A 13,578-nucleotide genomic window follows, 5' to 3' on the forward strand; every position below is an offset into this window, starting at 1 on the left:
GTGCGCCCGGTCGACCCCCGGCTCCTCGGGTACGCCCGCACCACCCGTGCCTTCCTCGCCGGATCCGTGCTCCTCGGCGGGGCGGGCGCGGTCCTGGTGGTGGCCCAGGCGAGCCTGCTCGCCGAGATCGTCGTCTGCGGCTTCCAGCGGCAGGCGACCCCCGGCGAACTCGCCACCCCGCTGGTGCTGCTGGCCCTGACCGCGGTCGGGCGCGGGCTGGTCGGCTGGCTCACCGAACTCACCGCGCACCGGTCCGTCGCCCGGGTGAAGTCCACCCTGCGGCGCCGGCTGCTCGACCACGCCACCGCGCTCGGCCCGGCCTACCTGGCGGGCCGGCGCACCGGCGAGCTCACCACCCTCGCCACCCGCGGCATCGACGCGCTCGACGACTACTTCGCCCGCTACCTCCCGCAGTTGGCGCTCGCCGTGGCCGTGCCGGTGATCGTGCTGCTGCGGATCGCCGGGGCCGACTTCACCTCGGCCGCGATCATCGCCGCGACGCTGCCGCTGATCCCGCTGTTCATGGTGCTGATCGGGATGGCCACCCAGTCCCGGATGGACCGGCAGTGGGACACCCTCGCCCGGCTCTCGCACCACTTCCTCGACGTGGTGGCCGGCCTGCCCACCCTCAAGGTGTTCAACCGGGCCCGGGCCCAGGCCGCCACGATCGCCCGGATCACCGCCGACTACCGCCGGGCCACCCTGCGCACGCTGCGGATCGCCTTCGTCTCCTCGTTCGCGCTGGAACTGCTCTCCACGCTGTCGGTCGCGCTGGTCGCGGTCTCCATCGGCTTCCGGCTGGTGGACGGCACGCTCGACCTGGAGACCGGGCTGCTGATCCTCATCCTCGCCCCCGAGGTGTACGTCCCGATCCGCCAGGTCGGCGCGCTCTACCACTCCAGCGTGGAGGGGCTGACGGCGGCGGACGAGATCTTCGAGGTATTGGAGACCCCGCTGCCCGCTGCCGGGGTCGTCGAGGCGCCCGCGCTCGCGGGGGCCGTCGTGGAGCTGGACGGCCTGGTCGTCCGGCACCCCGGGCGGACGGAGCCCGCCCTGGACGGCGCCGCGCTGACGCTCCGTCCGGGCGCCACCGTCGCCCTCACCGGACCGAGCGGGGCCGGCAAGTCCACCCTGCTGTCCGTCCTGCTCGGCCTCACCGCGCCGGCCGCCGGCACCGTCCGGATCACCGCCGCGGACGGGCGGACGTACGACCTGGCCGAGCTGGACCCGGACACCTGGCGGCGGCAGATCGCCTGGGTGCCGCAGCACCCGCACCTGTTCGCCGGGACGGTCGCCGAGAACCTGCGGCTCCACCGGCCGGAGGCGAGCGACGACGAGCTGTGGACGGCGCTGCGGTCCGCGCACGCGCTCGACTTCGTGACGGCCCTGGACGCCGTGCTCGGCGAGGACGGCGCCGGGCTCTCCGCCGGACAGCGCCAGCGGATCGCGCTCGCCCGGGTGCTGCTCGCCGACGACCGCCCGCTGGTGCTGCTCGACGAGCCGACCGCCAACCTGGACGGTGCCTCCGAGGCCGCCGTCGTCGATGCCGTCCGGGCACTCGCCGAGGACCCGGCGCGGACGGTGCTGGTGGTCGCCCACCGGCCCGCGCTGCTGGCCGTCGCGGACGAGCGGGTGCGGCTGGAAGGTGCCCCCGTTCCGGTGGCCGCCGCCGTCGAGCCCCTGGCCCACAGCGGGCGGCCCGTCGCCGCGACCGTGGTCGAGGACGAGCCCGCGGCGGACGCCACCGCGCCCAGGCTCGCGCTGTCGATCCTGCTCGGCGCGCTCGCCCTCGGCTGCGCCGTCGCCCTCATGGCCACCTCGGGCTACCTCATCTCGTACGCCTCCGAGATGCCGCCGGTGCTCTACCTGATGATGGCCGTCACCTCCGTCCGCGCGTTCGGCATCGGCCGCAGCGTCTTCCGGTACGCCGAACGGCTGGTCTCGCACGACGCCGTGCTGCGCACCCTCGGCACCCTGCGCGCCGCCGTCCACCGCCGGCTCACCGCGCTCGCCCCGGCCGGGCTGCCCGCGTTCCGGCGCGGCGACCTGCTCTCCCGGCTGGTCGCCGACGTCGACGCGATCCAGGACCACTACCTGCGCTGGCGGCTGCCCGCCGCCGTCGCCGCCGTCGTGTCGCTCGCCGCGGCCGTCGCGATGGGCGCCTTCCTGCCCGCCGCCGGCGTCGTGCTCGGCGTCGGCCTGCTGCTCGCGGGCGCGGTCGTGCCCGCGCTGGCCGCCCGCTGGTCGGCCGGTGCCGAGCGGCGGCAGGCCCCGGCGCGCGGGCGGCTCACCACCGCCGTCGTCGACGCCTTCTCCGGCACCGCCGAGCTCACCGTCGCGGGCGCGCTGCCCGGCCGGCTCGCCGCCGTCCGCGCCGCCGACGCCGCGCTGACCCGGCTGGCCGCCCGCTCGGCCGCCACCACGGCGCTCGGCACCGGGCTGATCACGCTGCTCGCCGGGCTGACGGTGGCGGGAGCGGCGGCCGTCGGCCTCCAAGGGGTGCGCGGCGGGGCGCTGGCGCCGGTCTGCCTGGCCGTGGTCGTGCTCACCCCGCTGGCCGCGTTCGAGGCCGTCACCGGGATGCCGCTCGCCGTCCAGGCCCGCCAGCGCGGCCGGGCCGCGCTGGCCCGGCTGCACGAGGTGCTGGAGGCCGAGCCCCCGGTCGTCGAGCCCGCGGAGCCGGCGGCGCTGCCCGAGCAGCCGCTGCCGGTCGCGGTGCGCGGCCTGGCCGTCCGGTACCCCGGGCAGGCCGCGAACGCGCTGACCGGGGTGGACCTCGACCTCGCCCCCGGGCGCCGGATCGCCGTCGTCGGCCCGTCCGGCTCCGGCAAGACCACGCTCGCCCAGGCGCTGCTGCGCTTCCTGGAACCGAGCGCGGGCGGCGTCACCTTCGCCGCCGGCCGTCCACAGGCTGTGGACAGCCGGGCGCTCGCCGGGGACGACGTCCGCCGGGTGATCGGCCTCTGCGCGCAGGACGCCCACGTCTTCGACAGCTCGCTCCGGGAGAACCTGCGCCTCGCCCGGCCGGGCGCGAGCGAGGACGAACTGCGCGCCGCCCTGGCCGCCGCCCGCCTGCTCGACTGGACGGACGGCCTCCCGGACGGCCTCGACACCATGGTCGGCGAGCACGGCGCCCGCCTCTCCGGCGGCCAGCGCCAGCGCCTCGCGCTCGCCCGGGCGCTGCTCGCCGACTTCCCGGTGCTCGTCCTCGACGAGCCCGCCGAACACCTCGACCTGCCCACCGCCGACGCGCTCACCGCCGACCTGCTCGCCGCCACCGCGGGCCGCACCACCGTCCTGATCACCCATCGGCTGGCCGGGCTGGACGACGACACGGTCGACGAGGTGCTCGTGCTGGACGGCGGCCGCGTGGCCGAGCGGGGCCGCTGGTCGGAGCTGCTCGCGGACGGGGACGGGCGGCTGCACGCGATGTGGCGGCGGGAGAAGGAGGCGGACGGGCTGGTGGCGGCCCGGTAGCCGGTTGCCGCGAGCACCGCCCTCAGCCGCGCCATCCTTCGGATGAAGACCGTACGAGCCGGTGGTGGACCGGTGAAAGCTGAACGAGGGAGAACTTCTTGGCCAACACGGCACGTTGTGTACGTCCGCCCCTTCCGGCGTGTCCGTGTGCACACATAGCTTTGCTCCCGTCCCGGAGGGGAACCGGACGGGGGGAGCAGTGGACGCGTCGAGCCGCGGTCACGCCGCAACAGGAACACCGAGTCGAGGGGGGTTCCGCGCCGAGCGGGCGCCGGACGGGCGCTACCGCTGGCAACTCAAGGCGCCGAACGGGCGGGTGGTCGCCGTCACCCCGGCCGCGTTCGAGACGGCCGACGAGGCCGAGCGCGGCTTCGACGGGCTGCGTGCCGGTGCCGGGGAGTTGACCGCGCGCATCAGCCACGTCCGGGACGGCATCGGCTGGATCTGGGTCGTCCCCGGCTCCCGCAACCTCCCCGAGGTGCGCTCGAGCCGGGCGTACGAGCGGTACGCCACCTGCCAGAACGCGTTCCGCCGCTTCGTCGCGCTGCTCGCCGGGCAGCCCGCGCCCGAACTCCCGGAGCGGGCCGTGCCGTCGAGACGCCCCGACGGCCGCTGAGCGGCGCGGGCCGACCGGGCAGGCCCTCGGCAGCCCGCGCGACCGGCGCACCTCGGACTACGTCAACGGCAGCTTCGGCCGAGGCAGTTCCAGGATCCGTTCGAGCACCGCCGCGACGCCGTCCTGCTCGTTGCTCACGGTGTGCAGCGGCACCGACGCCAGCACCTGCGGGTGCGCGTTGGCGACGGCGTACGCGGTGCCGGCCCAGGCCAGCATCTCCAGGTCGTTCGGCATGTCGCCGAAGGCGACCACCTCGCTGCGGTCGATGCCGTGCTCGGCGCACCAGCGGGCCAGCGTGCTGGCCTTGGTGACGCCGGGCGCGCTGATCTCCAGCAGCGGGATCGGCGCGGAGCGGGTGATCTCGGCCAGGTGCCCGGCCGCCTCGCGGGCCTCGCCCAGCAGCTTGTCCGGGTCGAGGTCCGGGTGCTTGGCCAGCAGCTTGAACAGGCCGCGCACCGGCCCGTCGGTCCCCAGCAGCCGCTCCGCCGGGCCGATCGGGTGGTCCACGTGCTCGCCCCACATCGGCACCTCGTACCCGGGCTCGCGGGCGAACCCGGCCGGGTGCTCGAAGGCGAACGAGGTGCCGGGCAGCTTGGCGCGCAGGATCTCGACCACGGACAGCGCGGTCTCCTCCGGCAGCGGGAAGGCCTCCAGCAGTTCGCCGCGCCGCACGTCGACGATCGCGCCGCCGTTGGAGCAGATCGCCACCCCGTGCCCGCCGATGTGCGGGCTGACCTGCTGCATCCAGCGCGGCGGGCGCCCGGTGACGAACACCACCTGCACCCCGGCCGCCTCGGCCGCGGCGAGGGTGGCGGCGGTGCGGTCGGTGACGGTGCCGCCGCTGCACAGCAGGGTGCCGTCCAGGTCGGTGGCGATCAGGCGGGGGGTTCGGGGTTCGGTCACCGGTCCATCTTCGCCCATCCCCGCCCGTCTGCGGGCTCCGGGCCCGTGCGGCCCGTCCTTCGACCCCCGTCGCCCTTCTTTCGGCCCCCGAAGCGCCGTTTCCGGCCGATTCGCCCGGGGCGTGGGTGTCCGGCGTCCGCCCTCCGGGCAGGACCCGCCATGGCCGACCAGACGGCCACCCCGTCGGCAGGAAGAGCCATGCCCACTCGCCAGCTTCGCGACGAGCCTCTCCCGACCGTCCCTCCCGCCGCCCGCGCCGCCCCGCGCGAGCCCGTCCTCCTCGGCGACGTGCTGTTCCACGCCCTCGCCGAGATCGCCCGCCGGGGAGCCCCGGACGGGCCCGCCGCGCCGCAGCCGAAGCTCCCCGCCCAGCGCACCCGTCCGCACCCGTGATTCCGGCCCCTGACCTCAGCCGAGCTGGGCGAGGCCCTCGGCGGCGATCTCCTCGAAGACCGCGAGGTCGCTCTCGAAGACCGAGTCCGGCACCGGCCAGTGGATCACCAGCTCGGTGATGCCCAGCTCCTTGTACGTCCCGGCCCAGTCGACGAAGGCGCCCACCGACTCCAGCGGCTTCTCCGCCGTCGAGCCCTGGAGCAGCACCTTCTCCAGCGTCGCGACGTCCCGGCCGGTGGCCTCGCAGGCCGCGGTGAGCTTCGCGAGCTGCCGGGCGATCACTTCGGGCGCCTGCTCCACCGGCACGTCCGCCGGGCCGCGCGGGTCGCCGTAGGTGACCCAGCCCTGCCCGTGCTCGGCGGCCAGCCTCAGCCCGCGCGGGCCGGTCGCCGCCACGTAGAAGGGGACGCGCGGGGTCTGCACGCAGCCGGGGACGTTCCGCGCCTCGACGGCCGAGTAGTACGTGCCGGTCTCGGTCGTGGCGTCCTGGCGCAGCAGCTTGTCCAGCAGCGGCAGGAACTCGCCGAAGCGGTCGGCCCGCTCCTTCGGCGACCACGCCTCCTGGCCCATCGCGGTCGCGTCGAACCCGACCCCGCCGGCGCCGATGCCCAGCGTCAGCCGCCCGCCGGACACGTCGTCCAGCGTGACCAGTTCCTTCGCCAGCGTCACCGGGTGCCGGAAGTTCGGCGAGGTGACGAGCGTGCCGAGGCGCAGGCGCTCGGTGGCCGTCGCGGCCGCGGTCAGGGTCGGGACGGACCCGAACCACGGCTCGTCCCGGAACGACCGCCAGGACAGGTGGTCGTACGTGTACGCGGCGTGGAACCCGAGTTCCTCGGCCCGCCGCCAGATCTTCTGCCCCTCTCCCCACCGGTGGATGGGGAGGATCACGGTGCTCAGTCGCATGGCCTCGACCCTACGCGTACGGTCCGGCCGGCGGGGCGTCGATCGGCTGCGGCAGCGGCACTCGACCGCCGGAGGTTCCCGCGGGTCGCGGCAGCGCGAGACCCGTCCGGCCCGGCAGACAGACAGAAACAAACAATTCTGAAGTATGTGCGGCCCCGGCATGCGCACATTCGCCAGTCGGCGTTCAGGTGCAGACAATTCGAGTCACCTCGATTGTGCATTCGGTCGGCTCGACTACAGTGCGATTCCCGAGCCGGACCTTCGTGGATGCCGGCGGCGGATGTTCAGGCGGAACGCGGCTGATTGCAGGGGCATGCCAGGAATTGTCACACCGATGTGCCGGGGGATATCCGACACCGATGCACTCGGGCCCATTTCCGCTCAGCCGCTGCGCGAACAGGGGGTCGGACGTGAATGAGATCGGTTCCGCGGTGGTGCTGTCGCAGCTCGCGACCACTCGACCGGGCAGCGCGAGTCAGGAGTTCGCCCGGATGCTGACCGGTGCCTCTCGCGACCGGTTCTCCGGGACCCTCCTCGTCGCCGGGGATCCGGGCGGCTCCTTCCACCTCCAGCGCGGTGCCATCGTCGAGGTGGCCTCACCCGGCGCCCCCGGTGTCGACACGCTCCTCCTGCGCTCGGGCCGGGCCGGTGGGGACCGGGCGCAGGCGGTCCGGTCCGGGGCGGCCGGGAGCGGTGCGGGAGCCCGGCCGGCCGCCCCGGAACCGGTCGGCGCCGCGGAGTTGCAGCTGATCCGTGTGATGGCGGCGCTGGACGCGGCCCTGGCCATGGGAATCGGCCGTATCGACGGATTCACCATCGACCGAGACGTCCCGGTTCACCGGCCGGCCGCACCGGAGGGAATCGAAGCGGAATGGTTGCTTCGAGAGGCCGAGCGGAGAATCAGGGCGCTCAATTCACTGGGACTTTCGATCTCCCCTTTCCATGACCGGCTGGCCCGGAAGAACGCCGGCACCGCACTGCTGAGCGGTTCGGTCGCCGGTGAGCGGCGGGAGATCCTGTTACGGGCCAACAGCCGGAACACGTCGCGGGACATCGCCTTCCTGCTCGGGCGAAGCCTCTACGCCATCACCGTGGAAGTCCTGCGCATGCTGGGCGAAGGCATCGTCGAGGCGGTGTTCCTGTCCGAGAACGGCCCGGGCCGGCCGCCGGTGCCGACGGGCGACCGGACGCCGGCGACGACGGAAGCCGCCGCCTGCCCGGTCGGCGGCGCGGTCCAACTGCCCCGCCGCCGACCGGGCGCGAGCGGCATCAACGAGGTTCTTCCGCTGCGGCCGGTGGCCGGTCGCTGGCGGCCTCCGCCCGCGCTCGTCGCGAAGTACCGGGCCGCCGAGGGGCACTCATGAGAGCCCCACCTCGCTTCCGGCGCAGGTGGGAGCCGGTTCGAGCAATGCGGCTCGGGTCGATGTCAAGGCGCACGTGACAGGAGAACTGTGACTACCAGGGACGACCAGCTGGTTGCCGAGATGCAGGTGCTACGCGACCGGGTCATCGGCGTCACCGACATCGTGGTGGCTTCGGCCGACGGCCTGCTGATCACGGCCGAGACCGACGAGACCGCGAGTGCGGAGGGCCTGGCCGCTCTCACCGCGGCGGCCCTCAGCATCGCCCGCCGTGTCGGCAGCGTCACGAGCAAGGGCGTGCTCCACCACACCGTGACGCGGTTCACCGACGGCTACCTGGTCGCCCAGGCGATCGGCGAGATGGCACTGATCGGGGTCCTCGGCGACTCCGGCATGGATGTGAAACGGCTTCACATCGAGGCGCAGGTGTCCGCGGAGCGGATCGGCACCCTGCTCACCTCGGGAAGCACGGCGGATCCGGGCGACTGACCCGGGCGCGAGTCGAAGGCATCGGCTCGAAGGAACGCGGCCGATGTCCGTACGGGCTGGGCCCGGTACCGGCCCAGCACAGGGACGACACTGAAGAAGGAGAAGGATGAGCGTGCCAGAAGTCCACGGCTCTCAGAGCATGACCGAACGGGTTGCGAGCCTGGTCAAGGGGCTGCGTGCCGAGGTGCCGGACTGCGTGGCCGCGGGGGTCATCGACATGTCCACCGGCATGCTCCTGTCGGTGGAGACCGTCGACTCGCACCCCCCGGAGGTCCTCGACATGCTGGCGGCGGCCACCCTCGACCTGTTCCAGGGCCGCAACGTGGTCATGATCGAGGGCATCTTCAAGGAGCGGCGCGGTGTGGTGAGCGACCGGCACTACTTCCAGGAGATCCTCGTCAACAGCGACAACCTGGCCCACCTCTTCCTGCGGGTCGACAGCACCGACGAGGTCGTCGCCGTGGTCGTCTGCCGCAAGTCGGTGAACGTGGGCATGCTGTTCGCCCAGGCCCGGAGGGTGCTGAAGGACCACGGGCGGCTGTGAAGCCCCCCGCGGCAGGCTCGTGGACCGGCGGGCGGCCCGCCGGTCCACCACCGCCCCGTCGCACCCCGCACGAACCGCGACGGGTGGACGAGGCTTGGCCGAGCGCGTGGACCGACGCCGGGAGGCGCTAGTCTGTCCGCCGCACGAATGCCTGATCATGTATCACACGGGGGTTAGTCGTCATGTCCGTCTCCAAGAAGCTGCTCGCCACCGCCCTGGTCGCCACGGCCGCGTTCGGCCTGGCCGCCTGCGGCCCTGACAACTCGTCCGACCAGGCCGGCGGCGGCTCCAGCACGGCCGCCACCGCCGCGCCCACGGGTGCCGCCTCGCCGACCGGTAAGCCCGCGCCGACCGGGAAAGCCACCGGCAAGCCGTCCGGCGGTGCCACCGGCGGCGGTCCGGAGGGCTTCTGCACCTCCGACCCGCTGCCGGCCGGGCAGAAGTGGATCATCCCGGTGAAGGGCACCAGCGGGACCACCCTGGTCTACAAGGACACCAAGGACGCCTGCGGGGTCGACGACGTCGCCCTCGAACCGACCGGGCCCGACAAGACCGCGCAGTTCGCCCCCACCTTCAAGGCCCAGCTGCGGTCGGTGGTGAAGCCGCCGATGGACGCCAACGCGGAGACCCTCGCCAAGCACGTCAACGAGTGCATCGCGACGCCGCGCAGCGACAAGGGCGTCTACCCCTGCCAGGACAACGTCTTCAAGGCGACGCTCGACGCCTCCGGCAAGGTCACCGAGATGTGGGAGCAGGCGGTTTCCTGAAGTCGCATCCGCCCGCGCCGGTGCGCGGGTGAAGGAGGGTCAGCGGGGCGGATCGGCGGTCGACGCCGGTCCGCCCGTTGCGTTTGCATCACGACGTGTCCGATTCATCGGACATTGCGGGGAAGTGCGGCGGTTGATTTTGTTGGCAGAACTCTCACCGGGCTCTCATAATTCCTGCCGAGACGCGTGCCGGACGGTCCGGAGAGCCGCAGGGGGGCGGTGTGCGAGGGGCCCGCGCGCGACATTCCACGTTTCCCTGGGGGAGTTCCTTGTCCGCGCCCGAAAACGAGCACCCCGCCGAGCAGCCGGTAGTTGCTCAACCAGCCTTTCCCGATGCCGGGTTGACCGCCGAGACCGTCGAGACCGCCGAGGCGGCCGCTGCCGCTCCGCCGGTGGCTCCCGCGCGCCGGCTGCCGCGTGCCGTCGGCATCGCGCTCGCCACCGCCGGGCTGCTCGCCGTCACGGCGACCAGTGCCGCGGTGACCGTCGCCGTCGGCAAGCCGGACGCCCGCCCGGTCGCCGCCGCGCCCGCGCCTACGGCCGCCGCGTCGGCCTCCGCGAGCGCGAGCCCGACGCCCACCGCCCTGCCGGTCCCGACGCCGACCGCCGTCCCGACCACGCCCAAGCCGGCCAGCACCGTCAAGGGCACCGTCAGCGGCGGCAAGCACGAGGGCGACCTGCGCTACTTCCTGCTCCCGATCCCCGACGGCGGCGAGTCGTACGGGCCCGCGGACGGGATGAAGATGACCGACGACGACGTCGCCACGCTGTTCGGCAAGCAGGACGGCATCATGGACATCCTCGGCTCGTACGGGTACAAGGAGGGCGCCTCCCGGATGTACCGCACGGCCGACGGCAGGGTCGAAGTCACCGTCACCCTCCTGCACTTCGGCTCCACCGCGATGGCGAGCGAGTTCGTCAAGGGCTACACCGTCAAGTCGCAGGACCCGATCGACATCGACGGCGACCCGAGCGCCCACGGCTACGTCCACAAGCCCAAGCAGCAGGCCTACACCGGCTCGATGACCGGCATCTCCAGCCAGGGCGACGTCCAGTACACGATCGACGTCGAGGTGAAGGGGACGCCGGACAAGGCGCTGCTCAGCGAGCTGATGAAGCGGCAGCGCGAGTGGCTCGCCTCCGGCGGCTGAGGCCGCACCGCCGTCCGCCCGCCGCCGTCACCCTTCCTTCCTCTGGAGCCACTTCGTGACCACCGAACCCGTGGAGCCGTCGCCCGGCGACGTCCCTCCGCAGCCCGCCGCGCCCGCGGCACCGCCCGCGCCCGCGGCACCGCCCGCCCCCGTGGCGCCGCCCGTGCCGCCCGTCGCTGCGCTGCCCGTCGCCGGGCCGCTCGCGGCCGAGCCCGGCCTGCCGTCCGTCGGGCCCGACGTGCTGGCCACCTGGCCCGACCTGCCGGCCGTCGAGCTCGCACCCCGCACCCCGCGCCGTCCCCGGCCGGTGCTGCTGGCCGTGTGCGGGCTGCTGCTGGGCGTCCTCGGTGGCGGCAGCGTGGGCTACGCCATCCAGGCCCAGCGCCCGCCGACGCCGCTGCCGCCGCTCCAGGTCGCGCGGCCGTCCTACCCCGCCGCGACGGTCGACCCGAGCGCCTTCGCCGCCGAGCAGCCCCGGCCGCTCGCCATCGACGGCGACCTGCGCAAGCTCCTGGTCACCGCGCCGGAGGGCAGCAAGCCCTGGGGCGACAGCCCGGACAAGCCGTCCTGGGTGTCGGTCGGCGACCTCGCCGAGCACGCCGGCGACGCGGTCCGCCGGTTCAAGGACCTGAACTCGCGCGGCTTCCGGCGCGCGGTGGAGGTCGACTGGCAGAAGGACGACGTCAAGTACCGCGTGTCGCTGATCCAGTACGCGCCCGAGCACGCCTCCGAGGCGAAGTCGCGTGCCACCGTCTTCCGCTCGCAGCCCTTCGAGAAGGGTGCCAACGGCGGTTACGAGGTGCTCGACGAGCCCAGTTACTGGGCCGACAGCAAGGAGCCGTACTACTACGGCGAAGCCGTCGCCCAGCGCGGCACCGTCTTGATGGAGGTCGAGGTCTTCGGAGCGAAGCCGGTGACCTCGAACGCCCTGGAGGACCTCGCCAAGCAGCAGTGGGAGCGGCTGATATGAGCGACAGCACCGTGACCGGGGCCGAGACCCCCGAGCAGCCGCACACCACCCCCGCGCAGCCCGCGCCGGAGCAGCAGCCCGGACTCGACCGGTCGGCCGCCGAGCAGCCTGCCGTCGGGCAGCCTGCCGTCGAGCGGTTCACCCCTGAGCAGTTCGCGCCCGAGCAGTCGGCCCCCGCCGCCCCGCGTCCCCGCCCGGCCTCCGGCCGCCTGGTGCGCGCGGGCGCCGCGACGGTCGCCGCGGCGCTCGTCGGCGTGGTCATCGGCATCGGCATCATCAAGACGCAGTACGACGACCCGGCCCCGGTCGCCGCCGGCCCGTCCGCCGCGCCGGCGCCGACCGCGACCGCCACGCCGTTCGGCGCCAGGTCCAACGGCAACCACTTCGGTTCGCTGCGCGACCTGCTGCTGCCCGTCCCGGCCGGCTTCGAGCTCGGCCCGGACGAGGGCGGCTACGGCAACGACAACGAGCTCGGCGCCGAGCAGCTCAGCGCGGAACTGGACGAGGAGCTCCAGCAGATCCCCAAGGACAAGCGCGACAAGCTCCGCGCCTACTGGGAGGGCCTGCACGTCAAGGCCACCGGCGTGCGGACGTACCGGTCCGACGGCGACGACCTGACGGTCGGCCTGAAGCTGCGCCAGTTCAACCAGCAGGAGGTGGAGAAGCTCAACGAGTACACGGCGGTCTTCAGCGACACCGGCCTGTTCCGGCTCGGCCCGGAGATCCCCGGACACACCGAGGCGCACTGTTACCTGATGCCGGCGCCGCCGTCCGCCCCGCTCGACTACCTGGAGTGCTCGGCCGCCGAGGGCGACCTCCTCGTGGTCATGAACGTCGAGGGCGTGGCCCCGCTGCCCAAGGACAAGATCGTCGCCCTCTTCACCGCGCAGCTCGACCGCCTCGCCCGCCCGGGAGCGTCCGTATGACCGACCACGTCACCCCGCAGGAATCCGCAGGGCAGGACCCCGAGGGCACCACCGCCCCCGCGCCTGCTCCGGCGACCCCGCCTGCTCCGCCGCTCTCGACGGTGGAGCTGCTGCCCGAGGCGCCGGGGACGCCGGAGACGCCGGAGACGCCCGAGGAGCTTGAGGCCCGCCTCGCCCGCCGTACCCGCCGCCGGAAGGCGGTGGTGCGCTGGGCCGCCGCCACCCTGGTGTGCGCGCTCGCCGGCACCGGGACGGCGATGGCCCTGACCGTCCCCGAGCGCACCGACATCCCCGGCCTGGCCACCAAGAGCGACGGCCGCTACACCTTCCCCGCGCTGGCGCTGCCGCCGCAGCCTGCGGGCAAGGGCGCGCCGGAGGGGAAGGACAAGACCCTCCACCGCGCTGACCTCCGTTACCTCCTGCTGCCCGCGCCCAAGGAGGCCGGCGGCTCGCTGGCGCCGGTCGTGTTCCCGAGCCCGACCGCGTCGCCCTCCGCCTCCGCCTCTGCTTCCGCGAGCCCGTCCGCGAGCGCCTCGGCGAGCCCGACGCCGTCCGGGGCGGCAGCCCCGTCCGCCTCCCCCGAATCCGGTCCCGCCGCGGCCGATTGGGCTCCGTGCGACGCGATCCTCGACGAGCAGCAGAACCCGGCCGTGCTGCGCGCGCTCCTGCTGCAGAACGCCTGCCGCGCCGCCGCCGTCCGGGAGTGGACGGCCTCCGACGGCACCCGTACGCAGATCCGGCTGCTGCGCTTCGGCTCCTTCTCCGAGTGCCACGACGTCTTCACCGACCTGCGCTCGAACGGCCTGCCGAAGGCCCTGCCCGGGGTGAAGCTCGGCTCGCACGGCGGCTGGGACGAGGTCCCGAACGTCGAGCCGGTGGTCAAGGAGTCCTCGGGGCCGGGCGACAAGGGCGACCCGACGGCCCGGCTGGCGTACCTCGAAGCGACCGACGTCCTCGCCGTCATCACGATGACCAACCCGAAGGGCATCCCGGTCGCGCCGTTCCGCCAGGTGGTCACCCTGCAGTCCGACGTGCTCGGATGACGTAGCGTCAACAATGGATCCGGGTCGGCCACTTC

Annotated in this window: 13 protein-coding genes; 11 read left to right on the forward strand and 2 right to left on the reverse strand. The window is 73.9% G+C overall.

Going from position 1 to position 13,578, the window contains the following annotated elements:
- Complete coding sequence (cydD, locus tag ACWCXH_RS05020; protein WP_449799905.1) at window positions 1-3,477, forward strand: thiol reductant ABC exporter subunit CydD; 3,477 nt, start codon at window positions 1-3, stop codon at window positions 3,475-3,477.
- Window positions 3,478-3,676: 199 nt separating this feature from the next.
- Window positions 3,677-4,093: a hypothetical protein gene (locus ACWCXH_RS05025; RefSeq protein WP_449799906.1), complete on the forward strand. Its 417-nt coding sequence runs from the start codon at window positions 3,677-3,679 to the stop codon at window positions 4,091-4,093.
- A 57-nt stretch (window positions 4,094-4,150) separates the two neighbouring features.
- On the opposite strand, the gene ACWCXH_RS05030 is transcribed toward ACWCXH_RS05025, so the two are convergent.
- Window positions 4,151-5,014, reverse strand: coding sequence for an HAD family hydrolase (locus tag ACWCXH_RS05030; RefSeq protein ID WP_449799907.1), 864 nt, complete (start codon window positions 5,012-5,014; stop codon window positions 4,151-4,153).
- A 180-nt stretch (window positions 5,015-5,194) separates the two neighbouring features.
- Here ACWCXH_RS05030 and ACWCXH_RS05035 point away from each other — a divergent pair, with 180 nt between their 5' ends.
- Window positions 5,195-5,389, forward strand: a complete 195-nt coding sequence (locus ACWCXH_RS05035; RefSeq protein ID WP_449799908.1) for a hypothetical protein — start codon at window positions 5,195-5,197, stop codon at window positions 5,387-5,389.
- Window positions 5,390-5,404: 15 nt separating this feature from the next.
- On the opposite strand, the gene ACWCXH_RS05040 is transcribed toward ACWCXH_RS05035, so the two are convergent.
- Window positions 5,405-6,292, reverse strand: a complete 888-nt coding sequence (locus ACWCXH_RS05040; RefSeq protein WP_449799909.1) for an LLM class flavin-dependent oxidoreductase — start codon at window positions 6,290-6,292, stop codon at window positions 5,405-5,407.
- Window positions 6,293-6,531: 239 nt separating this feature from the next.
- Between ACWCXH_RS05040 and ACWCXH_RS05045 the strand changes: the two genes are divergently transcribed.
- From ACWCXH_RS05045 to ACWCXH_RS05080, 8 genes are all read left to right on the forward strand, one after another.
- A complete protein-coding gene (locus ACWCXH_RS05045; protein ID WP_449799910.1) occupies window positions 6,532-7,656 on the forward strand; it encodes a MarR family transcriptional regulator in 1,125 nt (374 codons plus the stop codon).
- A gap of 87 nt (window positions 7,657-7,743) precedes the next feature.
- On the forward strand, window positions 7,744-8,142 hold the full coding sequence (locus ACWCXH_RS05050; RefSeq protein WP_449799911.1) for a roadblock/LC7 domain-containing protein: 399 nt from the start codon (window positions 7,744-7,746) through the stop codon (window positions 8,140-8,142).
- A 139-nt stretch (window positions 8,143-8,281) separates the two neighbouring features.
- Window positions 8,282-8,686 carry a hypothetical protein gene (locus ACWCXH_RS05055; protein WP_363649632.1) on the forward strand — a complete coding sequence of 135 codons (405 nt, stop codon included), beginning with the start codon at window positions 8,282-8,284 and terminating at the stop codon, window positions 8,684-8,686.
- 182 nt (window positions 8,687-8,868) lie between these two features.
- Entirely contained in the window at window positions 8,869-9,453 is a 585-nt protein-coding gene (locus tag ACWCXH_RS05060) for a hypothetical protein (RefSeq protein ID WP_449799912.1), read from the forward strand.
- A 341-nt stretch (window positions 9,454-9,794) separates the two neighbouring features.
- Entirely contained in the window at window positions 9,795-10,604 is an 810-nt protein-coding gene (locus tag ACWCXH_RS05065) for a hypothetical protein (RefSeq protein WP_449799913.1), read from the forward strand.
- Window positions 10,605-10,659: 55 nt separating this feature from the next.
- Window positions 10,660-11,574 (forward strand): hypothetical protein, encoded by a 915-nt coding sequence (locus tag ACWCXH_RS05070; protein ID WP_449799914.1) that lies wholly within the window; start codon window positions 10,660-10,662, stop codon window positions 11,572-11,574.
- Window positions 11,571-12,500: a hypothetical protein gene (locus tag ACWCXH_RS05075; RefSeq protein WP_449799915.1), complete on the forward strand. Its 930-nt coding sequence runs from the start codon at window positions 11,571-11,573 to the stop codon at window positions 12,498-12,500. Before ACWCXH_RS05070 ends, ACWCXH_RS05075 begins: the two co-directional genes overlap by 4 nt.
- Window positions 12,497-13,543: a hypothetical protein gene (locus ACWCXH_RS05080; RefSeq protein ID WP_449799916.1), complete on the forward strand. Its 1,047-nt coding sequence runs from the start codon at window positions 12,497-12,499 to the stop codon at window positions 13,541-13,543. The genes ACWCXH_RS05075 and ACWCXH_RS05080 overlap by 4 nt, the downstream gene beginning before the upstream one ends.
- Window positions 13,544-13,578: the final 35 nt, after the last annotated feature.

The sequence above is a fragment of the Kitasatospora sp. NPDC001660 genome, assembly GCF_053596725.1.